Origin of the sequence: Calothrix anomala FACHB-343, assembly GCF_014696435.1 — a bacterium.
Lineage (GTDB): Bacteria > Cyanobacteriota > Cyanobacteriia > Cyanobacteriales > Nostocaceae > Aulosira > Aulosira anomala_A.
Genome location: NZ_JACJQG010000029.1, coordinates 23,801 through 46,451, shown reverse-complemented (window position 1 = coordinate 46,451; position 22,651 = coordinate 23,801). Strand labels below are relative to the sequence as shown.

General features: G+C 40.3%; 17 protein-coding genes. 5 read left to right on the top strand and 12 right to left on the bottom strand.

Annotated elements, in window-relative coordinates; genetic code table 11:
• Nucleotides 1-224: 224 nt before the first annotated feature.
• The 11 genes from H6G08_RS17760 to H6G08_RS17710 form a co-directional block, all read right to left on the bottom strand.
• Nucleotides 225-1,331: a glycosyltransferase gene (locus H6G08_RS17760; RefSeq protein WP_190545280.1), complete on the bottom strand. Its 1,107-nt coding sequence runs from the start codon at nucleotides 1,329-1,331 to the stop codon at nucleotides 225-227.
• A gap of 211 nt (nucleotides 1,332-1,542) precedes the next feature.
• The gene (locus H6G08_RS17755) at nucleotides 1,543-2,856 is read right to left on the bottom strand and encodes an NAD(P)H-dependent oxidoreductase (protein ID WP_190545278.1); all 1,314 of its coding nucleotides are present in this window, start codon (nucleotides 2,854-2,856) and stop codon (nucleotides 1,543-1,545) included.
• 104 nt (nucleotides 2,857-2,960) lie between these two features.
• The gene (gene rfbC / locus H6G08_RS17750) at nucleotides 2,961-3,515 is read right to left on the bottom strand and encodes a dTDP-4-dehydrorhamnose 3,5-epimerase (protein ID WP_190545276.1); all 555 of its coding nucleotides are present in this window, start codon (nucleotides 3,513-3,515) and stop codon (nucleotides 2,961-2,963) included.
• Between the two features lie 123 nt (nucleotides 3,516-3,638).
• Nucleotides 3,639-4,487, bottom strand: a complete 849-nt coding sequence (locus H6G08_RS17745) for a phytanoyl-CoA dioxygenase family protein (protein ID WP_190545274.1) — start codon at nucleotides 4,485-4,487, stop codon at nucleotides 3,639-3,641.
• A 40-nt stretch (nucleotides 4,488-4,527) separates the two neighbouring features.
• Nucleotides 4,528-5,526 carry a glycosyltransferase family 2 protein gene (locus H6G08_RS17740; RefSeq protein WP_190545272.1) on the bottom strand — a complete coding sequence of 333 codons (999 nt, stop codon included), beginning with the start codon at nucleotides 5,524-5,526 and terminating at the stop codon, nucleotides 4,528-4,530.
• Nucleotides 5,527-5,794: 268 nt separating this feature from the next.
• Nucleotides 5,795-6,823, bottom strand: a complete 1,029-nt coding sequence (locus tag H6G08_RS17735) for an NAD-dependent epimerase/dehydratase family protein (protein WP_190545270.1) — start codon at nucleotides 6,821-6,823, stop codon at nucleotides 5,795-5,797.
• Nucleotides 6,824-7,042: 219 nt separating this feature from the next.
• A complete protein-coding gene (gene lhgD, locus H6G08_RS17730) occupies nucleotides 7,043-8,254 on the bottom strand; it encodes an L-2-hydroxyglutarate dehydrogenase (RefSeq protein ID WP_190545268.1) in 1,212 nt (403 codons plus the stop codon).
• A gap of 185 nt (nucleotides 8,255-8,439) precedes the next feature.
• Nucleotides 8,440-9,216, bottom strand: coding sequence for a glucose-1-phosphate cytidylyltransferase (rfbF, locus tag H6G08_RS17725; RefSeq protein WP_190545266.1), 777 nt, complete (start codon nucleotides 9,214-9,216; stop codon nucleotides 8,440-8,442).
• A gap of 804 nt (nucleotides 9,217-10,020) precedes the next feature.
• Nucleotides 10,021-12,195, bottom strand: a complete 2,175-nt coding sequence (locus H6G08_RS17720) for a tetratricopeptide repeat protein (RefSeq protein WP_190545264.1) — start codon at nucleotides 12,193-12,195, stop codon at nucleotides 10,021-10,023.
• 59 nt (nucleotides 12,196-12,254) lie between these two features.
• Nucleotides 12,255-13,037 (bottom strand): PP2C family serine/threonine-protein phosphatase, encoded by a 783-nt coding sequence (locus tag H6G08_RS17715; RefSeq protein WP_190545262.1) that lies wholly within the window; start codon nucleotides 13,035-13,037, stop codon nucleotides 12,255-12,257.
• A 48-nt stretch (nucleotides 13,038-13,085) separates the two neighbouring features.
• Entirely contained in the window at nucleotides 13,086-13,760 is a 675-nt protein-coding gene (locus H6G08_RS17710) for a vWA domain-containing protein (RefSeq protein ID WP_096645815.1), read from the bottom strand.
• Between the two features lie 721 nt (nucleotides 13,761-14,481).
• Between H6G08_RS17710 and H6G08_RS17705 the strand changes: the two genes are divergently transcribed.
• The gene (locus H6G08_RS17705; protein ID WP_190545260.1) at nucleotides 14,482-15,894 is read left to right on the top strand and encodes a response regulator; all 1,413 of its coding nucleotides are present in this window, start codon (nucleotides 14,482-14,484) and stop codon (nucleotides 15,892-15,894) included.
• Nucleotides 15,895-15,938: 44 nt separating this feature from the next.
• Entirely contained in the window at nucleotides 15,939-16,301 is a 363-nt protein-coding gene (locus H6G08_RS17700) for a response regulator transcription factor (protein ID WP_190545257.1), read from the top strand.
• Between the two features lie 256 nt (nucleotides 16,302-16,557).
• Here H6G08_RS17700 and H6G08_RS17695 read toward each other — a convergent pair whose 3' ends face one another.
• A complete protein-coding gene (locus tag H6G08_RS17695) occupies nucleotides 16,558-17,211 on the bottom strand; it encodes a hypothetical protein (RefSeq protein ID WP_190545255.1) in 654 nt (217 codons plus the stop codon).
• A gap of 185 nt (nucleotides 17,212-17,396) precedes the next feature.
• Here H6G08_RS17695 and pheT point away from each other — a divergent pair, with 185 nt between their 5' ends.
• The 3 genes from pheT to H6G08_RS17680 all read left to right on the top strand — a co-directional run bounded on the left by pheT (nucleotide 17,397) and on the right by H6G08_RS17680 (nucleotide 22,407).
• Nucleotides 17,397-19,832 (top strand): phenylalanine--tRNA ligase subunit beta, encoded by a 2,436-nt coding sequence (gene pheT / locus H6G08_RS17690; RefSeq protein ID WP_190545253.1) that lies wholly within the window; start codon nucleotides 17,397-17,399, stop codon nucleotides 19,830-19,832.
• A gap of 843 nt (nucleotides 19,833-20,675) precedes the next feature.
• Complete coding sequence (locus H6G08_RS17685; protein ID WP_190545251.1) at nucleotides 20,676-21,785, top strand: bilin-binding protein; 1,110 nt, start codon at nucleotides 20,676-20,678, stop codon at nucleotides 21,783-21,785.
• A gap of 349 nt (nucleotides 21,786-22,134) precedes the next feature.
• Nucleotides 22,135-22,407, top strand: coding sequence for a YciI family protein (locus tag H6G08_RS17680; RefSeq protein ID WP_190545248.1), 273 nt, complete (start codon nucleotides 22,135-22,137; stop codon nucleotides 22,405-22,407).
• Nucleotides 22,408-22,651: the final 244 nt, after the last annotated feature.

Here is a 22,651-nt window from a genome sequence, read left to right as displayed (position 1 = left end):
TATGGGAACATCTGATAATTCGTAATTAAATGAGTTGATACAATAAAACTACTAGAATACTCAGTTAAAAGTTCTAATAGGTAAGGGTTTCCAGATATATATTTATGTTTCGTAATAAGTGAGATTGACTGACTTACTTACGTTATAGATGGAAATTTATACCACAAACCTAACTGAGAAATCTGTAGATATCTGGTGTTACAACATTGTTTAATTACGAATTACTAATTACTAATCATTTGTTGATGCATTCTCCAAGCTCGATCAATAATGTGTTCGACTTTACTGAAAAATGCGGTTTCGGAAAAGTTTGTCAATGCATGATCGCGGATATTTTGGTAATTCCAATTGATTGCGCCAGCTTCTAGTAATGCAGCTTGTATAGATTCGGGTGTTTGTCTTTGAAAGAACACCCCGGTTTTTCTGGGTACTTGAGTATCTAATACACCACCTGCGCCATAAGCAATGACTGGAGTACCGCTAGCATTAGCCTCTACTGGAACTAAGCCGTAATCTTCTAAAGCTGCAACAATCACAGATTTAGCTTTAGAAAACAAGTCTTGACGTTGGCGATCGCTCACATGTCCTAAGAACTCAATATTATCTAATGCTTTGGATTTTAAGCGTTCTTCTTCTGGGCCATCTCCAGAAATTAATAATCGCCATCCTAACCAATTAAAGGCTTCAATTATTATATCTAAACGTTTATAACTGATCATCCTGGCTGAAGCCAAATAATATTCTTCTTTGGTTTCCGAAAAGGTAAATTTACTGGTATCGATAGGGTAATTAACTACGATAGCTTGCTTTTGGTATATCTCTTGAATCCGACGGGCTACAATGGTGGAATTGGCAATATATAAGTCTGGTTCTTGGGAATATTGCAAATCTACTTTCCGCATGAATTGAAATATCTTCTCAATTAGCGGTGTAAAAAATCGATAGTCTTTATATTCGCGTAAATAAGTTTCTGTATCCCATAAAAACCGGGTGACATTATGACAAAAGCAAATATGTAGCGCTTGGGGATTTTTGCGGACTGCTTTAGCAAAGCTAGTACTACTACTAATAATCAAATCGTAGCCTTGTAAATTGAGCGCCCGAAAAGCTGGAAAATATAAGGGAGCAATCAGGCGAAAATAATTAACCGCACCGGGAAGATTTTGTAAGAAAGTCGTATTAACGATGCGTTCGCTCAAATCTATGGTTTTTTGATGGTCGTATAACGAAGTATAAATATCGGCTGTAGGGTAACGTTTACAAAGTAACTCAAATACCCGTTCTGCTCCACCGCGCTGGGTTAAGTAATCATGGACTAGAGCTATTTTCATACTTTTAATTTCCGCTAAAGTTTATTTGAATACTCCCCAGCAAGCTAATTCTTAATTCGTAATTCGTAATTAAGACTATTTAGTTAAAAAAATACCGCAGTAATCAAGTTATAATTACAAGATTAATTGAGATTGTTGTAAGCACTTTAGTAATGAGAAAGAAAACTAAAGTGCTTACAAACAGAACTAAAATGTGAATTACGAAATTAATCTAACCAACTGTAGCGAGCATTTTTTCTGTGGCGAAATAAGCGTTTTGTTCGGCTCGTAGTTGGTCGCAAAGTCTATCTGCGGGTAATTCCACATCATCGTAGGTGAGAACTTGATCTTTAAGTATATCGCGTTTGAGGCGACATCCTTCGGCCAATCCCATTGGTAAGAGATTTTGCTGTTGTGCGATCGCAGAATTTTCGCATTGTCCGTAGGTCATATAGTAGCCAATACCATCTAAGGTTTCGCCAGCTTTTAAATCAATTTTGGCGGTGGTGACTACATCTACTACTGGCCCAGCGAGGGGAGACATCACTGCATCTTGGAAGAGAACAGCACGGGCTACGGAGAGAGGTACTTCAAAATGACAGAGGTGATAAGGAGTATAGAAGCTGTAAAGTGGCCCTTCACCGAGTTTGTATAAGTTGAGATAGTGGCGTTGTTTGGGGTCGTCGTGAGTAGCAAATACAAACACTCCCGGCCCTGGTTTTGCACCAACTACATAGTCAACAATACCGCCTAATTCCTTCAGCTGGTCTACATCATACATATTGGTCATTTCATCCACATGACCGGTAAAGTCATAACCCAGCATTCCCCGTTTAGCCACCTTCATTCCGGTGGCGTTAGCGACAATCGCCTGTTCAAAGGAGATTTTTGTGCCATCAGCAAAGCTAGTCACCATGTGGGCTTTTTGACCCCAACGTTTTGCAAAGGCTTCTTGGGTGGTGGGATTGCGATATGGGTCTTGCAAACCCTTGATATTACCGCACAACAGAGGAGTTAGACCAATGCTTTGAACAAACCGGTAGAGGTTCATTTCTACCCCTGGCTGATCGCCGTCGCAAGCGCTGAGAATCACACCTGCTTTATCTGCATAAACCTTGAGGATAGGGCCGATAGTACCGTCAAGTTCAGCGTTCATCATAATCACATGCTTGCGATGAGCGATCGCACTCATGACAATCTGTGCGCCAAATTCCACCGCGCCAGTCACTTCAATTAAAGCCTCGATACCCTCAGCCCGACAGAGCAATTGGGCATCTTCCGTGACTGCATATTTACCATGCGCGATCGCGTCTTCAATTTCTGTAATGTTTGCAACAATTTTGATATCTTCAATCCCAGCTTCTTGATAAGCTTGCTTGGCCGCATCAATTTTGCGGTTAGAGATAGCAACTAACTCCATGCCAGGGACAGAATTAATAATTTGATTAGCAATTCCTCGACCCATAAAGCCGGCACCAATCATCCCCACTTTAATAGGTCTACCTAAATCCGCACGTGCTTGTAAAGCGCGATCGATAATAATCATGAGTTTAATTTCCTTTATCTTTATTAATTTATTCAGGCAGATGGCAGAGAGCAGAGTGTAAGGAACAAAAGGTATTACCCAATGCCCAATGCCCAATGCCCAAATTAAACACTTACCCCACCAACAGGCATCATGCTTAATAGAGGCCAATTTAAATCTTTATCAGATATTTCTGTGACTTCTATAGGCCATTGAATATTAAAAAATGGGTCATCATAGCGTAAACCACGTTCATAACCTGGGGTGTAAAATTCACCAACTTGATAGACAACTTCCGCGTCATCTGTAAGCGCTTGATAGCCATGCGCAAACATTTCTGGTACATATAAAGCGCGGTGATTATCTGCAGTTAGTTCCACACCAATATGCGATAGGAAAGTGGGGGAATCAGGACGCATATCAATAATTACGTCATAAATAGCGCCTTTAGTACAGCGAATTAATTTGGTTTCTGTTGCAGGCGCAATTTGATAATGCATTCCCCGTAATGTACCTTTTTTGTAGTTATAAGATACATTACATTGGGCAACTTGTGGTTTTAAGCCATGTGCCATAAATTCTTGAGCGCAGAAACTCCGCGCAAAGAAACCACGGTTATCTTGCCTTTGTTCTAATTCAATAATAAATGCGTCTTTCAGGTCAGTTTTGGTAAAAATCATAAATAAGCCTCAAAAGTTAAATGGTCAATGGTCAATGGTCAATGGTCATTTGTCATTTGTCATTTGTCATTTGTCATTGGGTAAGTTTTTCTCCCCTGCTCCCTGCCCCCTGCCCCCTAGCCTCTAAACTACTTGTGCGGTTTCTGAAGAAGAATTTAAGTTTAGTTTGGGGAAGGTATCATCCCAATATTGAGTACAAAGTTCAGGTCTTTCTGGTGGATTAGCTGTGTAACAGAAAAATAAAGTTACTCGTTCTTCTTGGCGAACAGTTCCATGATGTAGGGTATTTTTCGTATCTGCCATTACTACAGTACCTAATGGGCCTGTACATGATTTCCAAGCTGATTGTGGAATCACTTTTTTGACTATTTCGTCATCAATGCCCATATATCTAGACTGCCAAAGTTTAAAGTACAACCAGTAATATTGCCAGTTAAATAAAGAAGTTAAAGAGCGGGGGATATATTGAAAAGGCCCTGATTTTTCTCCTACTTCTTTTAAGGAAACAAATATTTTGATGATTCGGCGGTCTTCAGCATCGCTATGCCATAATAACGTACCAAATTGATGCTCGCTAGGAAAGTCTTGGCGCAAATGTACACCATGAAAAGTAATCGGTAATCCTATGTAATTTTCAATGAGATCTAGCAGTCTTTTTTCTGTCGCCCAGGCGTAAATTTCTGGTGACTCTGTAACTGTATGGATTTGCGGCCACATTTCATAGAGAGGGTCATTTTTATCTGGTTTTATTTGTGACCAGAGCTTATTAGCAGCTGTGAGCATATCTGGTGTAGAAGATAATCCCAATTCTGCCAATGTGGTTGTATAAACACCCTCGCGTTTGAGAGTTTTTAAAATTTGGCGATCGCGTTCTTCTAAAACAGGTAAATTTTGGCGATGCTGCCAACGCGCGATCGCACAAAGAAAGTCAGAATACAAAGCAGAAATTTTGCTTTTGATAACCTTCCACATAAAGCCAGCTTCCTTCAATTATTTAATGACTTAATTCTCTTTATTTTTGTAATTGTTGAGTAGAGACTTCCGTAGGTTCGGCGATACTAGCTTCTTTAAAATACATAACATCAACAACAGATAATCCAATTAAGGCTAAAAATGGAATCACTGTTTTAATCGCTGACATCGGCCAACGTCTTAACGCACCGAAAAAAACTTTTAGGTTAACTTCCTTACCATTTTGCAACAGCATTCGTCTGCAAAATTGCTTGGAATAACCGCTATCTTCGAGCTGTAAGATAACTTCGGGTATGTGTTTGTATTGCATTAATAGTGCAGATTTTGGTTCTTTCTGCCAATAACTCACACCAACAATACATTCTAAAAAAGTCTCTTTAGTCACAATTACACTACCATTAGCAGCACAATAACCCGCTAAATAAGCTAGAGATATCCAATTACTTGCTGCATCTGGCCAGCGTTGCAAAGCTTGCTTGACTAGGTTTGTGCGGTAAATTGTCGCTGTGAGAAATATTACTGCACCCACGCTTTTAGAAAAACAATGTTCAAAGATGGCTTTACCATCACCACAACCATCTTCACTATCCACATCAAACCAGCGATTACCAACTATTGTTGGTGGGTGAATTGCCTCACCTGTAATTTTATTACGCCCAGAGAAATTTAGAAATATTAGTGATAAATCTTCATGTTTTTTGAGCTTATTAATCACATAAGGGATAGCTCGATTTTGAATTGGATCGTCATCGCCAATCGTCCAAACATACTTGGTATTGGCAGAATTTAGGCAAAAAATGATATTTCGCATTACGCCTAAATTTTCTGCATGACGATGAGATTTAAATGTAATGTTGCTCAGTATTCCTTGCCACTTTTTAATTACATATTGAGTGTGGTCTGGGGAGCAATTATCGGAAACAAAAATTTCACATTCTGATTCATAACCTTTAATAGCTAGAGACAACCACGCCAGTTGTTTGTCAACCAATTCCGCCCGATTATAAGTAGGAATAGCAATAGTCAGCAATTTATTCATTTAGTGGTTGGTAATCTATGGAATTAATTACAAAAATAAATTGTTGTAAGTGATATTTCCTAAATAAAACAAGTTATCCGGAGGTTTTTATTTGTTTGCAGAGTAAATTTGGACTGGATCATTCTGTCAAATATTGTACAGTCAAAAATCCTCAAAAACCCGTATTTTAGGTTCTTGAGTGTGATGTTTTGCTAACATTCATGACGATTAGATCCCCAACTTTTACAAGAATTCGGGGATCTAAGAACTTAATCGTTACTAATCTTAACTATCTTTTTGCCCAAAAAAAGTCTTTGTCAATTTGCTCGGTGCGAATGAGATATTCTAGCTGCTTTAACCGCGTAAATCCTCTAAACAAGAAAGTATCTTCTGTCATATCAATTTGGCTGAACAAATTGAAGAGTTGTTGTGCGCCAAGTTGGGCATTCCAATCACATTTAAATCCGGGTAGCATGGTGTTGATTTTCTCAAAAGATACCCGATAGCTGCGGTTATCTGCACCATTGTCACCAAAAGATAACTGACAACCGGTAAATACATCTGCAATGATTTCCGCGATTTCTTTGACTCGATAGTTATTAGAAGTATCGCCGACGTTAAAAATTTGCTTGTGTACAATATCACGGGGTGCTTCAATAGCGCAGACAATGGCTTTGCAGATATCTAAAGCATGAACTAATGGCCGCCAAGGCGTACCATCACTGGTCATTTTTATTTCCTTGCTAGTCCAAGCTAACCCAGCTAAGTTATTTAACACAATATCAAACCGCATTCTCGGAGAAGCGCCAAAAGCTGTCGCATTACGCATAAAGGTAGGCGAGAAATCATCATCAGCTAAGGGCATAACATCTCGTTCTACCAAGGTTTTACACTCTGCGTAGGCTGTTTGCGGGTTTACAGGCGATTCTTCGGTGACATCTCCCTCGGTGGCGACACCATAGACGCTACAAGAAGACATATAGATAAAGCGGCGTACACCTGCTTCTTTAGCTAACTTAGCGAGACGGACTGAACCTTGGTGATTAATGTCGTAGGTAATAGTCGGAGATAACTGTCCGGTGGGATCGTTGGATAGTTCCGCCATGTGAACTACAGCTTCTACACCTTGCAAATCTTTAAGCAGGATATTGCGGATATCTTTATTTAGGGTTTTGGCTGTGACATCAGTACCGTTATACAACCAACCAACTTTATAAAAGCCAGTATCGACACCAATCACTTCATGTCCGCGTTCAATTAGCAATGACGGTAATAACGAACCGAGATAACCTTCTGTTCCAGTTACTAATATTTTCATTGTTGTCTAAGCCTATATATTTCTATGAGATTGCAGCGTTAAATAAGCTAATTAGGACTTACGCACCGAACACAAAAACCCTCACAAGGGTGGTCAAAAGTCAAAAGTCAATGGTCAAAATTCAGGTTTTTGGACTATGGACTATTGACCATTGACAAAAAGCATGAAAAATATCTGACACTGCATAAGTTATAACTAATTTGTTTCAGTCAATTCAAATTAATGAATAGATAAAGCCAGATGTGACGGTGCGGGAATTTGTGCCACAATTGCTTTGCCAATTTCTAAGGAAGAAGTCGCAGCTGGAGAAGGTGCATTGCAAACATGAATCGAGTTTTCTCCTTGAACAATTAAAAAGTCATCGACAAGGGAACCATCATTTTTCAATGCTTGGGCGCGAACTCCGGCGTGGGTGGGAACTAAATCTTCGGCTTGAACTTCGGGAATCAGTTGTTGCAAACTGCGAACGAAGGCGGCTTTGCTAAAAGAACGAATAATTTCTTTAATACCTTCATCGGCGTGTTTGGCGGCTAATTTCCAGAAACCTGGATAAGCCATGACTTCTGCAAAATCCCGCAAGTCAAAGTCAGTTTTATGATAACCTTCGCGTTTGAGGCTAAGTACTGCATTTGGCCCGGCATGAACGCTACTATCAATCATGCGGGTAAAGTGAACGCCCAGGAAGGGAAAATCGGGGTTAGGAACAGGGTAAATGAGGGTTTTGACGAGATAGCGTTTTTCTGGGGTAAGTTCGTAATATTCGCCCCGAAAAGGGACTATTTTCGCTTGTGCTTCAACTTGTCCTAGTTTAGCAATGCGATCGCTATGTAAGCCAGCACAATTAATCACAATCCGCGTCTCAAAGCTACCGTTGTTGGTTTCTAGTACCTGATTTTTACCACTGCGGCAAATGTTCTCAACTTTGGTATTAAGGCGTAAATCTCCACCCTGTTGTTGAATTAATTCAGCGTATTTCTGGCTAACTTTTTTGTAGTTAACAATTCCTGTAGAAAATACTCTGATTCCCCCTACACAACTCACATGGGGTTCAATTTCTTTGACTTCTTCGGGACTAATTCTTTTTACCGGAATCCCATTTTCTAATCCACGTTGGTAAAGGTTTTCTAGGCGTGGTAATTCTCCTGCTGAAGTGGCGACAATTACCTTACCACAAATTTCATGTTCGATGCCATATTCTTGACAAAATTCTACCATTGATTTAGCACCATCACGGCAGAATTTAGCTTTAAAACTTCCTGGTTTGTAATAAATTCCTGAGTGAATTACACCACTATTATTGCCTGTTTGATGGAATGCCCAATCGCTTTCTTTTTCTAATACGAGAATCTTAGCATGAGGATAGCTTTTACCTAATGCCAATCCTGTAGAAAGCCCAACTATTCCCCCACCAATAATTGCAAAATCGTACATGAGTATTATTGCGTCTGTAAAAACAAATTCAGTAGAGCGCGAGAAAATCTCACAAGTAGTCAATAGTCAATAGTCAATAGTCAATAGTCAATAGTCAACAGTCAACAGTCAACAGTCAACAGTCAATAGTCAATAGTCAACAGTCAACCCTATTTTCAAGCTAGCCTCTAGCCTCTAGCCCCTAGTTATGACCACACTTTCCAAGGAGCTTTATCGCTCTTCCATAAATCTTCGAGATAATTTTTATCGCGTAATGTATCCATTGGCTGCCAAAAGCCATTATGTTTGTAAGCTGATAATTGTTCCATCTCAGCTAGCTTTTCTAATGGTTCTTTCTCCCACACTGTAGCATCATCAGCAATAAAGTTAATTACTTCTGGTTCTAACACAAAATAACCGCCATTAATCCAAGCACCATCTCCTTCAGGCTTTTCTTTAAAGCTGGTAATTTTAGTTTGTTCTTGTCCCAAAGAAATCGCGCCAAAACGACCCGCAGGTTGTACAGCAGTAAGTGTGGCTAGGGTATTTTGTTCTTTATGCAATTTAATGAGTTCTGTAATATTTACATCGCTCACACCATCACCATAAGTGAAGCAAAAAGTATCATTTCCTAAATGCTCGCGCACTCGTTTTAAGCGTCCACCTGTCATGGTATTATCGCCCGTATTAACTAGGGTCACGCGCCAAGGTTCTGCATAGCCAGAATGCACATTCATCTGATTAAATCGCATATCAAATGTGACATCTGACATGTATAAGAAATAATTAGCAAAATACTCTTTAATGATGTAACCTTTATAACCACAACAGATAATAAAGTCGTTAATCCCATGAGCAGAATAACTCTTCATGATGTGCCATAAAATTGGCTTACCACCAATTTCTACCATTGGCTTAGGTCTGATACTAGTTTCTTCACTGAGGCGTGTACCCAGACCTCCAGCCAAAATTACTGCTTTCATGCAATTACCTCGAAGATTTGCACTTTCGTTAAGATTGATTAGCTTTAGGGAACTCTAAAAATAAATTATTCCGTTCAAGTTGTTGACTGTTAACTGTTCACGGTTAACAGTTAACAGTCTGTAGGGGCGGGTTTTGTGAGGTACTCACGTCGAAAACAGATATGTCGCTTAAACCCGCCCGTACAACAATCACTTCGGAAATATTTTTTTTACTTGGAAGTCCCTTATTTAATTGAGTTGCTCGCGATGGAATAAGAATTTAGCAGTCTGGATTCATCAGCTGGAATGGGTTCGGTGCAAAGTAGCGGATGAATGGGTATTTTCCAACTCAAAAGTTGACAATTTGGTAGTCCACCCTTCAGTCAAGCTATATCTACAATTAGTCGAGGTCTAAATACCCAACTGCGGAAATTCTAAATCCCAATCGATATGAAGCGAACGCACCTGGTTTGAGAAAAATTTTTCATTCTTATTTATCTTTCTCCGTAAATAATCTAACGAGATTTTTCCGCTAATTTGTAAAGAAAGGGTGAATAAACAGGCTTGATATGTAAAAGCTTGATGAATATCCCTCACATAAGAAATTTAAAATCTAAATTAAATATAAATTTAACTTCAAAATAAAAAGGGTTAGCGCTGGCTAACCCTTCTTGAACTTATGTTTTCACAATCATTACTAACAAGTCATGAGTAATTAAATTTACTCTCTGTCAACAGTCAACAGTCAACAGTCAACAGTCAACAGTCAACAGTCAACAGTCAACCGTCAACCGTCAACCGTCAACCGTCAACACCCTCGCCCTACTACCTTGTTGTGCCACCATCTAACATGGATGTACTTTGGAATAAAGTATCACATTTGTTTTCCACAACAATACAGAGACTACTGAGAGCTTGTTGATAACTATCCATATCTTCTTGTTCCAGGGAGACTTTAGCTGATGTTTGCAAATCTTCAATTGCCTGGAGACGATTGGTATTGGCGTTACGTCCGCCATACTGAGAGAGTTCGTAACGAATCATACCTCGTTTGAGATAGGCTTTGGCCATTTGCGAATTGATTTTTAATGCTTGGTCAAAGTCCGCGATCGCTCGATTGTACTCTTGTTGATAATTACTGCTGTATTGGGCGACTTGCGAGTATACTACAGCTCTTTGATAATAAGCTTCGGCTTTTGTAGGATTGAGATCAATCGCTTGGCTAAAGTCTTTGAGTGCTAGCTGATAATCTTGTTGAGAGTCGCCGCTATATTTAGCCATTTGCGATCGCACTACGCCGCGTCTGATGTAAGCTTCAATTTCTTTGCTATTCAGGCGGAGTGCATTGTTAAAATCAGCGATCGCTAAATTATATTCGCGATCGGGATCGTTGCTATATTCTGCTAGCATGTAGCGAACGTTACCCCGATTCACAAAAGCTTTAATTTCTTGGGGATTGAGTTTTAAAGCTGCGCTATAATCTGCCAGTGCCCCTTCGTAGTCTTTCATATTGTAGCGAGCATTAGCCCGGTTAATATGAGCTTTGGCGTGGTTGGGGTCTTTTTCTAGGGCTTGGTTAAAGTTTTCTATCGCCCTTGCATAGTCGCGGATTTTATAAGCTGCATGACCTTGTTTATAGTAGTCAGCAAAATCGAGATTGTTATTAGTTTGTTTTTGCGGTGTAAGCAGACTTTGCTGAGTATAGGCATTTTGAGTGACATTGGTAAATTTTACCATCACATCTAAGTAACCCAACATACCGAAACCCAACACGCACAAGGCTAGAGGATAAAACTTCTTCTGCTGTTTGAGTTTTTGATACAAGGGAGTTTTTTGTTTAACTCCTGGTTGCCAATAAGTTGATAAGGGAATTGCTGGCTGCTTCGGTTTTTTACCTGGCTGGCTGTGGCGTTTTTTAGTGGGTATCCGGGGTTTAAGGTGTTCTTTGGCCGCGATCGCTTTATGTGATGGGAAGGGATCGCGTCCGCCTAAGCGTAATGTCCGTTCGCACCAAGGACAAGATTTCAGATGGTTGTTGTAGTTATGCTGGGGATTGACATCACAGGTAACTAAGCTGTCTTCGGCTTCCGCAATTGCCGATAGCCAAGTTTGGGCGCTAGGACGCAGATGGGGATTTTGATGACCATCTTCAAAACAACGCCAAAACAGTTCTTGCAAGGCGGGATGGAGAATTTCCCAAGCTGGTGCTATTGGTGTGGGCTGATATGGTACGTGCCGCTTTTTACTGTAAGTAAAATGACCAGCCGCGATGCGGGATTCATAGGCTGGTGGTTCGCCAGAGCCTTGATAAATCCCGGAAAATGGGTGAGTACCTTCCATTAATAGTTGGAAGATGATGACTCCTAACCCAAATAAGTCATGGGTAATTTCGCGATCGTATTGGGAGAAAATTTTATTTTGCAGTTCTGGTGGCGTAAACTCTGGTTTACCAACAGGACAGCGATAGACAGCATGGCTATCGGGATCGATAACTTGAAAGGAGTCTGTATCTACTAAGGTTACTAGGGCGGTGTCGCTGACGAGAATATTTGACTCGTTGACATCACCAATACAATAGCCACTATTGTGTAAAGCCGCAAAAGCAGCTGCCAGATTTCGCGCCGTGCGTAACAGATACTGATAGTTGAATAACGGACAATGTTGGCGGCGGGTTCTGGGGTTGTAAAAGTCAATAATTGGACGCATCCCCCGAATGCGCGGCATTAAAAAGCCGATAATGCGATCGCTACCATCGACAGCGCGCAATAAATCCAAGGGCCAAGCAATCGAAATATGTCCCAAACTCGCTGTCGGGTTTTCTGGCGGGTTAGCCAGCATGGCTTGCAGTTTGTAAGCGTGGTCTACTGTCGGTTTGTGATAAACCTTCGCCACTAAATTACTATGAGATGGTACTGCATAAATACATGCTTCACCACCCCGCCCTAAACTGACGTTAAGGCTGAGAATTTCTTGTTTCGGAAAACAACGTAGTACCTGCATGATAAAGTCACGGTTAACGGGGGTTACTTAAAAAATGCTTAATCTGGCGGAATCATGGCTTATGGTTTGCCCAGAGCAGCTATGATGAGCGTTAAATCATCATCGGTACGTTGTGTAATCCGCTCAGACCCTAAAAATTTGACTAACTGTTCTTTGGCTAAAATCTTGTCCTGGGTATTCGCTACAAAGTCGAATAAGGGAAAGAAGAATGGTTTGTGTGGTTCCCCAACTACCATATTTAAAGCCAGCATTTGTAGTCCATCGGTGAGCAGCCCAACGTTGACTATTGCTTCGCGCCATAGTTTCATTTGCGCTGTTTCTAAAGCTCCCGGCGAAGTTAGAAAAGTGGTTTCATTGATGTATTCACCACTATCCGGCATGGTTAATGCCAGTAAATTACCCATGCTATCCTTCGCTACTGCCAAGCCGTCACCAATTTGCGCTACGGCCACCACTTCTGGTGTGGCAACCATAAGAATTAAAGTAGTTGCTAAGTCCTGAGGTTGTTTATTAGTCGCAGCAGCTTCTGCTTCCACTGCTGTTTTTGCGGCTTGCATCGCGTCTGCCAACAGCGATCGCACGCTCGCATCATCAGCTAGAGTATCACAAGTTACTTCTTGATTAGATATATTTTCGATTGCTGTTTCTACAGCAATCATTGCTCCGACTTTTCCTTGGCTAGCTGAACCAGCCCCATCTGCTGCCGCCGCTACTAACACATTCTCTGACAATAATTGCCAGTGGTGAGCATCCTGACACAGCTGTTTGTTTTTGAGATGGCTTGTACCGCATACCGATGCAGCTACCACCTGCCATTGAAGTATCTGTTTGGTCATATTCATAAGTTTTCTTGCAGCAACTAGCTGTGTTAGTATCCAGTTGCAACTTGATTACACAGTACCCCAGCCAATTGGTGGTAGTGCTACCTGTTCATCTATCTGTGAGTGAGACACAGCTGACATACTAGCTGACAGCCAAACAAACATTTCGATAAAATTTAGTCCCTTGAGTTTTAGCGGTGTCCGCACGCCTATTTGATTTAAGCGTGTCATATTGGCATTTTCTACGCCAACCGTAAAAAATGCTACTCGCTTACTAGCTTCATCACCTTGTAAACGCTTACTCGCTTGCTCAACCACTTGGTCTAGCTCTCCTTGTGGTTCTCCATCAGTAATCATGAATACCCAAGGACGGTAGTAAGCAATACCATTGCTGCGATATTGAGATTTCCGCTCTTGAATTAAATCCAAGGCTTTGTTAATCCCTGAACCCATTGTAGTCAATCCTTGTGCTGTGAGGATTGGCGGGTTAAATTGATCGGCAGTGACAAAATCTTGGACTACATTAACATTACTATCAAATGTGACTATTGCTACTTCTACCCTTCTAGCAGCTAAGGAGTTCTTAACTAATTCATCCTTTAAACTCAGCAAACCTTGATTTAAAGCTTCTATCGGCTCTCCTTGCATAGAACCAGAGGTATCTAGTAATAATACGCAAGGACAACGTGGTTCTGGATTCTCAGCAAATTCTACGACTTCATCAAGCCTTAATGTATCATGCATAACGTTTTGTGTTATGTTATAATTCAAACTCTTTTTTCCTTTTACTAAAAGTATATAGTTTCTAAGGTCGCAAAAACTACATTTAAGGGATTTTCTGGTAGATAGCTTAACCTTATATTAATTAAGATAATTGGACTCAATTCTCTTAATCCTGAGAAAAATCTTCAGCAAAAGCGAGTTGAGTCAGATAGGAAACCACTTAGAGTTTACATTAACTTTATCAAAACAGCTATTAACGGTAATAGTTACCGTAAACCCAGAATACAATAAACACTTACCTCTGCCCAGACAATAATTTAAAGCTTTTGTGTAGAAACCCCTAATTTTATATAAAAAGAATAAATATCTCAGACCCAACAATATAATCATCAGAATTATCCTCAGTAAATATATCAATCCGAGTTGATTGGTGCAGTGAGTAAAGTAGAGGTAAAAACAGTCAGGGACAAACTTCTCTGGATATCTAGCTAACGAGAGCAAAAATTACATAGAAGTCCTAAATGTTCACAAAAAATTTAAACTACTGGCTTCATCAGCAGTTTCAGTAGGCAGTACAAAATTTAACAAACAAGCTATACTGTTGTGTTTATAGCTTCTGAGATATAAATATATTTCTCTAAAAATAAATTGTTTTTAGAGAAAAATAAACACTAAAACCATTCCTCATTAGCGTCATTTTAAATTTACCTAGATTCACGTTGATTTCCGGAAACTTGAGCATATGAATCTTAGTGGCACATTTACCAAACTCAGTCCCCAGAATTTATTAAGTCAGTTATCTAAAAGTTCTGACAGCACTTGTCTTTTAGTATTTAGTAACTCAGTTTCTTGGGCGATTTATCTAGAACAAGGCAAAATTACCTATGCTACTCATTCAGTGGAACCATTTGATAGGCTAGAACGCCATTTACGTCGTCTCAGCCATCAAGTACCCCTACTGAACAGTCAAACCCGCGTTCAATTACGGCTGATGTTTGAATTTGACTCTCCCAGTCAACAAATAGAACAGCAGAGTAATTCGGCTAATCAGCCGGCTGAATACCAAGCAATTACTTGGCTTGTTAACCAAGGGCATTTGCACTCGACTCAAGCAGCCGTGTTAATCCAAGAATTGGTGAAAGAAGTCATAGAATCCTTACTGTTAATCAAAGTAGGTAGCTTTGAACTCAGCAATTTACCTTCTGACGTACCAAAACTTTGCAGGCTAGACGTAGAAAAAATCATCGAACGCAGCCAAGCAAGAATACAGCGCTGGCAAGCTTTTGCTCCTTATATTTCTTCTCCTTATCAGCGTCCTTACCTGTTTATCAACAAATCCATCCAAAACCCAACTTTTTTAGATTTGCAACCAAATTTAACTAACTGGATGAAGGGTTTTAGCCTGCGTCATTTGGCAGTAATTATGAACCAAGATGAGATTCAATTGGTTCAACAACTTTACCATTACATTGTCAATGGCGGAATTATCTTGCATGAAGCAGATCCACCATTTGATAAATTACCTAAGACATTTGGCGAATCCACACCCTCTGTGGAACAGGTAACAACACTCGTACCACATGAATTAGAGGAATTAGTCGATCCAGTCGCAGAATCAGGTAGTATAGATGCTAAAACCTATCCCAATCTGCTTGTAAATGATATACCTTACTTTGAAGAACCTCCATATATTTCTTCTGTGGTTGAAGACGAGTTTCAGGAATTAACCACAACAAATAACATAAATTCTGCACCGGAAAGAGTAACTACAGCTACTGCTACTGCTAAAAAAGTTTACAAAATCATTTCTGTAGATGATAGTCCAACTATTCTTAAAGAAATCAGTCGTTTCTTAGAGGATGAAAATTTTTCTGTAGTTACTATTGAAGATCCATTAAAGGCTGTGATGTCAATTATTCGGCACAAACCAGACTTAATTTTACTGGATCTAAATATGGCAGGTATTGATGGTTATGAATTATGCAGAATTATCCGTAATAATTCAATGTTCAAAAATACTCCCATTATATTTGTTACAGGAAATAAAGGACTTGTAGACAAGGTGAAAGCCAATTTAGTCGGAGCTTCGGGGTATTTAACTAAACCTTTTACCCGTGCTGAATTACTCAAGCTTGTTTTTATGCATTTAGCATGATTACCTAAAAATAATACCAGTTTAAACAGTGAATTAACAGCAATATGGCTACAGTTTTGGTCGTTGAAGATACGCCTTCGCAATTAGAATTAATTAACAATTTTCTCAAAGATAGCGGTCACGTTGTGCTGAAAGCTTATGATGCTAAAGATGGTTTAGATCAAGCAGTCAATCACCATCCTGATGTGATTATTACTGATGTAGTCATGCCAGGATTAAGCGGATTTGAATTTTGCCGCCAACTAAAAAGAAATCCGGTAACAGAGAAAGTACCGATTATTATTTGTAGTTCTAAGAACAAAGAAATTGACAGAATTTGGGGGATGAGACAAGGCGCAAATGTGTATTTAACTAAACCTTTTACCAAACAAGACTTACTCCGCGCTTTGGAATCGGTTTTTGGTTAAAATTATCGATAATTAAATAGATAAATAATGTATTGTCAATAAATCAAGCGGCACATCAATATATTCTAGGGGGCATGGCATTGCCATGCCCCTACTATCGGAATCCGATTTGATTTCTGAAAAAATCTATGTATTTGTAGGGTGTGTTATCGCGTAGCGTAACGCACCAAAGCCTTCCGACGGTGCGTTAGCCTCCGGCATAACGCACCCTACGTATATTTCAAAAATCAAATATGAGTCCTATATCTGTAGATAATTAATTTGTGAATCTGAAGGAATCTACTATTAGGTTATATGCTGTTTGATAAGCGGAGTCATCGCTACCAGAGCCAAATTTAGATAGTGATACAACAATAATGCGCGAGTTTTTGGGGCTGAAGAAAACAATATGTTCGTTGTCGTATAACCCACTAGATTTAAATTTGATGCCATTTTGTCCAGCAATTTTTGCAGGCTGAACTTCACGAATATCTACAAATCGGTTATTCTTTTTAATCCAATTTTGTAAGGGTAATTTACTTTTATTACTATATACAGATATTTGGATGTTGGCAGGGTATTCTGCACCTCCTGCATAGGCACCAGCGCGAATTTGTTGGGCGTGCTTTTTAGTCCAGATATCAATAGTACCTAAAAGAGAATTAACTTTATTTTTAGAGTTAGAGATTTTTTCCTCGACTACAAAAGAGTTGAGGGAATAGCCAAATGTAAAACCCCAGCGACTGCGGTGACTTGTTGCGTCTGGTGGTATAGGTTTTGGTGTATTTAAAGCGATCGCTTCTTGGGCGATCGCACTTTGACTCGATACGGAATTAACCTCAGATATAATAGCGATCGCACTCGCTGCAACTAAACCAAGCAAAATTGGCTGAACAATCTTTCTTTGTGGTATTTGGTTACTCACTTTCATTGTGTGCTCTGGAAAGTATCACGTTGATAGATTCAACATCTGCCAGATTATTTCCGCAATTTGCTGGAACCAACGTAGTAGGATTGTTCAAGTGAATGGGTAGACTTTGCTAAGAAGCTGCGATCGCTCCTTAGCAAGCACCCTAAAATGAGAGCAAAAGACGATTCCTAAAACAAGCACACTCCATGCGTATCTCTTTAAACTGGTTGCAAGAACTAGTAGAAATCAAACTGAGCCATGAAGAATTAGCCGAAACCCTGACAATGGCTGGGTTTGAAGTAGAAGATATTGAAGACCGCCGCACTTGGGCTAATGGCGTGGTTGTGGGGAAAGTGCTTGAGCGTCAACCCCACCCCAACGCTGATAAATTAAGTGTGTGTCAAGTAGATATTGGTGCAGCTGAGACTTTAAATATTGTCTGTGGTGCGGCGAATGTCCGGGCAGATATTTATGTGCCAGTTGCAACTACAGGTACTTATTTACCAAATATCGATTTAAAAATTAAGCCGGCGAAACTGCGCGGTGTTCCTTCTCAAGGAATGATCTGTTCTTTAAAGGAACTGGGCTTAACTAGCGATGTCGATGGAATTCATATTTTTACCCAAGAAAATCTCGCCTTGGGTAGCGATGTCCGGCCTTTGTTGGGGCTAGATGATGTAATTTTAGATGTTACCGCCACAGCCAACCGCGCTGATGCTTTAAGTATGGTGGGTATCGCCAGGGAAGTCGCCGCTTTGACTGGTGGGAAGTTGAATATTCCCCAACCGCGTGAGGTGACGATTAACCAAGGTGGGGGAAATTTAGGCTTAAGCATTTCCGAAACCCAAGCTTGTCCGGCTTATTTTGGCACTGTAATTGAACAGGTAAAAATTGCGCCTTCGCCAGCATGGTTACAACAACGCCTACAAGCTGCGGGAGTGCGTCCCATCAATAATATTGTGGATATTACTAACTATGTATTGTTTGAATGGGGACAACCTTTACACGCATTTGACCGCGATCGCCTGCAAGCTGTGGCGGGAAATGGTAATTTAAATATTGGCGTCCGTTTTGCCACAAATGGAGAAACCCTGAAAACCTTGGATGGACAAACGCGCAACCTCACCGCCCAAAATTTATTGATTACCGCTAACGATAAACCAGTGGCGATCGCAGGTGTAATGGGTGGCGAAGAAACGGAAGTTGATGCAGGTACGCAAAATCTAGTTTTAGAAGCCGCTTTATTCGATTCTGTGGCGATTCGTCGTTCTTCTCGCAGTGTAGGTTTAAGAAGCGAATCCTCAGGGCGATATGAAAGAGGCGTCAACCGGGCGGAATTGGAAGTCGCCTGTCGTCGCGCTTTATCCCTGATAACTGAACTGGCTGGTGGCGTGATTGTCAAGCAAGAAATCGCCGATACTCGCCCCGATCCGTCAACTTGGACGGGTTCGATTGGGTTGCGGTTAGATAGAGTCAATCAAGTACTCGGCCCCATCGATTTAGGGGAAGATACCGGGGAACTGGAAGAACAAGACGTTGAACGCATCCTGACTGCGTTAGGTTGTCAACTTACCCCAACAGGCGATCGCTCTTGGACAGTTTCCGTACCGCCTTACCGTTACCGCGACTTAGAACGGGAAATTGATTTAATTGAAGAAATCGCCCGTCTCTACGGCTATGACAGATTTTGTGATACTTTACCGCAAAAAGCTGAAGCAGGTTATTTACCTTTAGATCAGGAATTAATTCGCAAATTGCGGGCTTATTTCCGCGCCGCCGGATTGACAGAATTAATTCAATATTCTTTAGTGAAACCGGGCGAAGATAGACAAGTCGTGCTGTCAAATCCCTTGTTTGTTGAGTATTCGGCACTGCGCACCGATTTAATTGCTGGGTTAATTGATGCTTTTCAATATAACTTAGAACAGGGTAATGGTTCCCTCAATGGCTTTGAAATTGGGCGGATTTTCTCACAAGGAGAAGATGGCTTGCAAGAAGGCGAAGCGATCGCGGGTATTATGGGAGGCGATCGCACCATTAGCAAATGGACAAGTAGCGGACGAGAACAACCGCTTACCTGGTATGAAGCCAAAGGAATTTTAGATAGCGTTTTTCGTCAACTAGATTTACAGGTAGAATACCAACCCGATTGTCGTGATGAACGCTTACACCCTGGGCGCACAGCTTCTCTGTGGATTGGCGGTAACAGACTCGGTATTTTTGGACAACTCCATCCCCAAATTCGCCGGGAAAAGGGTTTACCAGATTCCGTGTACCTCTTCCAGCTAGATACTGATGTGCTATTAGATGCGTTAGATCAAGATGAAAGCTTAGTACCAGTATTTCATCCTTATTCCACCTACCCCGCCAGCGATCGCGATATCGCTTTCTTTGCACCTGTAAAAGTTACCGTTGCGGAAATCGAAAGAGCAATTAACAAAGCTGGTAAAGGCTTACTGGAATCCGTGGAATTATTTGATGAATATCGCGGCGAACATGTTCCCACAGGACAACGCAGTTTAGCATTTCGTCTAGTTTACCGCGCGAGCGATCGCACCCTCACCGATACCGAAGTCGAACCAGTACATAACAAAGTCCGGGAAGCTTTGGTAGAAAAATTCGGCGTTAGTTTGAGGAGTTAATTTCAGCTAATGCGCATGTAAATTGCATAACTAGTAACAAAGGCTGTTAACTGTTGACTGTTGACAGCCTTCACTATTGATTGTGCAACTTAAAAGCAACTCCTAGGGGCGGGGGATAACCCATTGGTGTCAACTTAAGCTCAAAAGCCTTCTCTATCTCGTTTCCAGCCGGAGGCTGGAAATGCGTATTGCGAGGCTCTGCCTCGAAAGCTGTTAACAATTCAAAATTCAAAATTCAAAATTCAAAATTAAAGACATTTTCAGACGGGGATTTAAACCCCGACTGAAAATGATACTACGTATAGACGTAGGGGTCTTAAACCCTTTTATGTACGATAAATTGAGGCAGAGCCTCATGATTTTAGCTCCCACGCAGAGCATGGGAGCTAGATGGAATATCTTGAGCAACATAGCCTTTCGCGTTAAGTTGACACGTATGGGGATAACCTTGCCCCTGATTTTATATCTTTTTTATTACTAAATATTTATTGCGTATCAGTAGTATTCGCTATAAAAAACTTGTCAAACTTCCAAGAGAATTCTCTAATTGCGAGCTTTTTGTCTTATAAGCTTTTAAAAATTCCTCTTATATCAGTTTTTCTCGAAAAACATATTACTCCAGTATTTTTATTTAAATAGATTTACTAACTAACTAATATTTTGAGGTTTCTAGAAGTTCTGCTTCATTAACCAAACGTAGACTTTACTTTAAAAGCCCATATAATAAAACTTATCTGAAGCTCATCAAAGACTCTTTCACAATTTATTACAACAGATTAAAATAAAACATCAAACCAACCTTCAAGAACTGATTGTCAGCAAACAATATCCCAACATAATTTTATGCAAACCAATGTATCTACCGATTTAGCAGCAGTTTCTGATATAGACAATCAAAGTGGTGTGGAATCTTTAGCCCACCAATGGGCTAAAAAATATGTGCAGAACCTGCAGCCAGATGCTAACTATGCAGAGGGTGTAAAGACGCAGAATTTAGCTGCAATAGTATCATCAGCAGGTAGAGCAAAAACTGCGCAAAAAATTTTAGAGTCATTACGCAGTGTTAGTGCTAAAGCGTGGAATCAAACAGAAGCACTATTAGCAGAACAAGTTAAATTACATTCCATAAATCCCAACCTCATCAATCCTTGGGAAATAGCGGGAGATTCGTTTAATATCTATCAAAAAACGTTGGAAATATACAATCAAAAAGCTACCTTGCGACCTTTGGCTGCGGTGATGCAATTAGCACAAGCAGGTAGTCCCCTGTACGAGCAAGCATTAGAAGTTTATACCGAACAAATTGCGCCTAACCAGCTAGCTACAGTTGTTGGTGGCGATATCGGAGCAATGAGAAAAAAATATACCAGTCAAGATCCGCGAGTGATTGGCTTTGTGACAATGCAGTTTCATTACACCAGCCAAATGTTGTTAGAACTGCTAGAGCCAATAGAGCGATCGCTCATTGGTGCATACTTTAAAGTGATTGACGATCACTTATATATGCCCCTACAACGTGCTTATGAAGCCGCAGCTCAACATGATTATGATTCAACCATCATGTCCGCAGTTCGCAAGCTGCTACCAGTGAGTACACAAATTGCCAAAAAGATTTTTCAACAGATAATAGAACTCTATCCCAATTACCGTTGTTTTTCTGGTAATTTAAGCGATCCATTGGTGAAAATCTCCAGCATTCGCGATGTGGAAATGTTTCAAGTATACCTATGGGTGTGTGCTTTAGAAGGAAACATCAGCGCAGTCCAAGAAGAGTTATTTCCCTTGTGTATCATGCTCTATCCCAGATTAAACGTAGACTGGGATCTCGTGCGTCAAATGTTGGTTTTGCTGAAGCAAGAAATAGAAACTCACCTTACACCAGCAGAAAATCATACTTTAATCCCCTATTTGCAAGCGTTGTGGAAGATGTTTTCTACTGAAGTCATTGCTTGATAGGGCTAACTGGGATTTTTGACTATACTAGACAGCCTGAACATTCATCTAGGCCTGTAAAAGCTAGGACTTACGCAGTGTCAGATATTTTTCATGCTTTTTGTCAATGGTCAATAGTCAATAGTCCAAAAACATGAATTTTGACCATTGACTTTTGACTTTTGACCACCCTTGTGAGGGTTTTTGTGTTCGGTGCGTAAGTCCTAAAAGCTTAAAAGTGAGATGCTCTTGTTAGTTTAATATGATGAATGCGGCATAAATTTCTGAAAATATCAGATATTTGCAAAATGCCGTTCATTTTTTTGGCTTTTAATCAAGCCTAATTTTGTCATTTCATCTCGAATTTGTTATGCCCAAATACATCATGTGCGGAAGTTATTGTGAAGACGTTTTAGAAAAACGTGCCCCTTATCGCCAAGCCCATTTAGACGGATTAGCTAAACAAAAAGAATCTGGCGTGTTGATTACTATAGGGCCTACGAAAGATGTGACACAAGTTTTTGGTATTTATGAAGCTGAAGACGAAGCCACTGTACGCCAGTTAGTTGAAAACGATCCTTATTGGCAAAATGGTATCTGGACTGAATATTTTGTGAAAGAGTGGATTCAAGCGGTTGGGTGAAATAATTCGTAATTCGTAATTCGTAATTCGTAATTTTTGCTCTCGTACTCTGCGTCTCTGTGGTTATACCATTTCACAAAAAATATGATGTGGATGTAGGTTGGGTTGAGGAACGAAACCCAACACCCCAAAGCCATGTAATTGTTGGGTTTCACTCCGTTCAACCCAACCTACGCATCTGTCTCATTTGTTTCTGGAATTGGTATTAGATCAATTTTTTTAAACCGCAGAGAACACAGAGAAC

Excerpts from the sequence above, each read along its gene's own strand:
- lhgD (WP_190545268.1), bottom strand. The coding sequence starts at position 8,254 with ATGTACGATTTTGCAATTATTGGTGGGGGAATAGTTGGGCTTTCTACA.
- rfbF (WP_190545266.1), bottom strand. The coding sequence starts at position 9,216 with ATGAAAGCAGTAATTTTGGCTGGAGGTCTGGGTACACGCCTCAGTGAA.
- H6G08_RS17695 (WP_190545255.1), bottom strand. The coding sequence starts at position 17,211 with ATGAAAGTGAGTAACCAAATACCACAAAGAAAGATTGTTCAGCCAATT.
- H6G08_RS17720 (WP_190545264.1), bottom strand. The coding sequence starts at position 12,195 with ATGCAGGTACTACGTTGTTTTCCGAAACAAGAAATTCTCAGCCTTAAC.
- H6G08_RS17700 (WP_190545257.1), top strand. The coding sequence starts at position 15,939 with ATGGCTACAGTTTTGGTCGTTGAAGATACGCCTTCGCAATTAGAATTA.
- H6G08_RS17705 (WP_190545260.1), top strand. The coding sequence starts at position 14,482 with ATGAATCTTAGTGGCACATTTACCAAACTCAGTCCCCAGAATTTATTA.
- H6G08_RS17740 (WP_190545272.1), bottom strand. The coding sequence starts at position 5,526 with ATGAATAAATTGCTGACTATTGCTATTCCTACTTATAATCGGGCGGAA.
- pheT (WP_190545253.1), top strand. The coding sequence starts at position 17,397 with ATGCGTATCTCTTTAAACTGGTTGCAAGAACTAGTAGAAATCAAACTG.
- H6G08_RS17745 (WP_190545274.1), bottom strand. The coding sequence starts at position 4,487 with ATGTGGAAGGTTATCAAAAGCAAAATTTCTGCTTTGTATTCTGACTTT.
- H6G08_RS17710 (WP_096645815.1), bottom strand. The coding sequence starts at position 13,760 with ATGCATGATACATTAAGGCTTGATGAAGTCGTAGAATTTGCTGAGAAT.
- H6G08_RS17760 (WP_190545280.1), bottom strand. The coding sequence starts at position 1,331 with ATGAAAATAGCTCTAGTCCATGATTACTTAACCCAGCGCGGTGGAGCA.
- H6G08_RS17685 (WP_190545251.1), top strand. The coding sequence starts at position 20,676 with ATGCAAACCAATGTATCTACCGATTTAGCAGCAGTTTCTGATATAGAC.
- rfbC (WP_190545276.1), bottom strand. The coding sequence starts at position 3,515 with ATGATTTTTACCAAAACTGACCTGAAAGACGCATTTATTATTGAATTA.
- H6G08_RS17735 (WP_190545270.1), bottom strand. The coding sequence starts at position 6,823 with ATGAAAATATTAGTAACTGGAACAGAAGGTTATCTCGGTTCGTTATTA.
- H6G08_RS17755 (WP_190545278.1), bottom strand. The coding sequence starts at position 2,856 with ATGATTATTATCGATCGCGCTTTACAAGCACGTGCGGATTTAGGTAGA.
- H6G08_RS17715 (WP_190545262.1), bottom strand. The coding sequence starts at position 13,037 with ATGAATATGACCAAACAGATACTTCAATGGCAGGTGGTAGCTGCATCG.
- H6G08_RS17680 (WP_190545248.1), top strand. The coding sequence starts at position 22,135 with ATGCCCAAATACATCATGTGCGGAAGTTATTGTGAAGACGTTTTAGAA.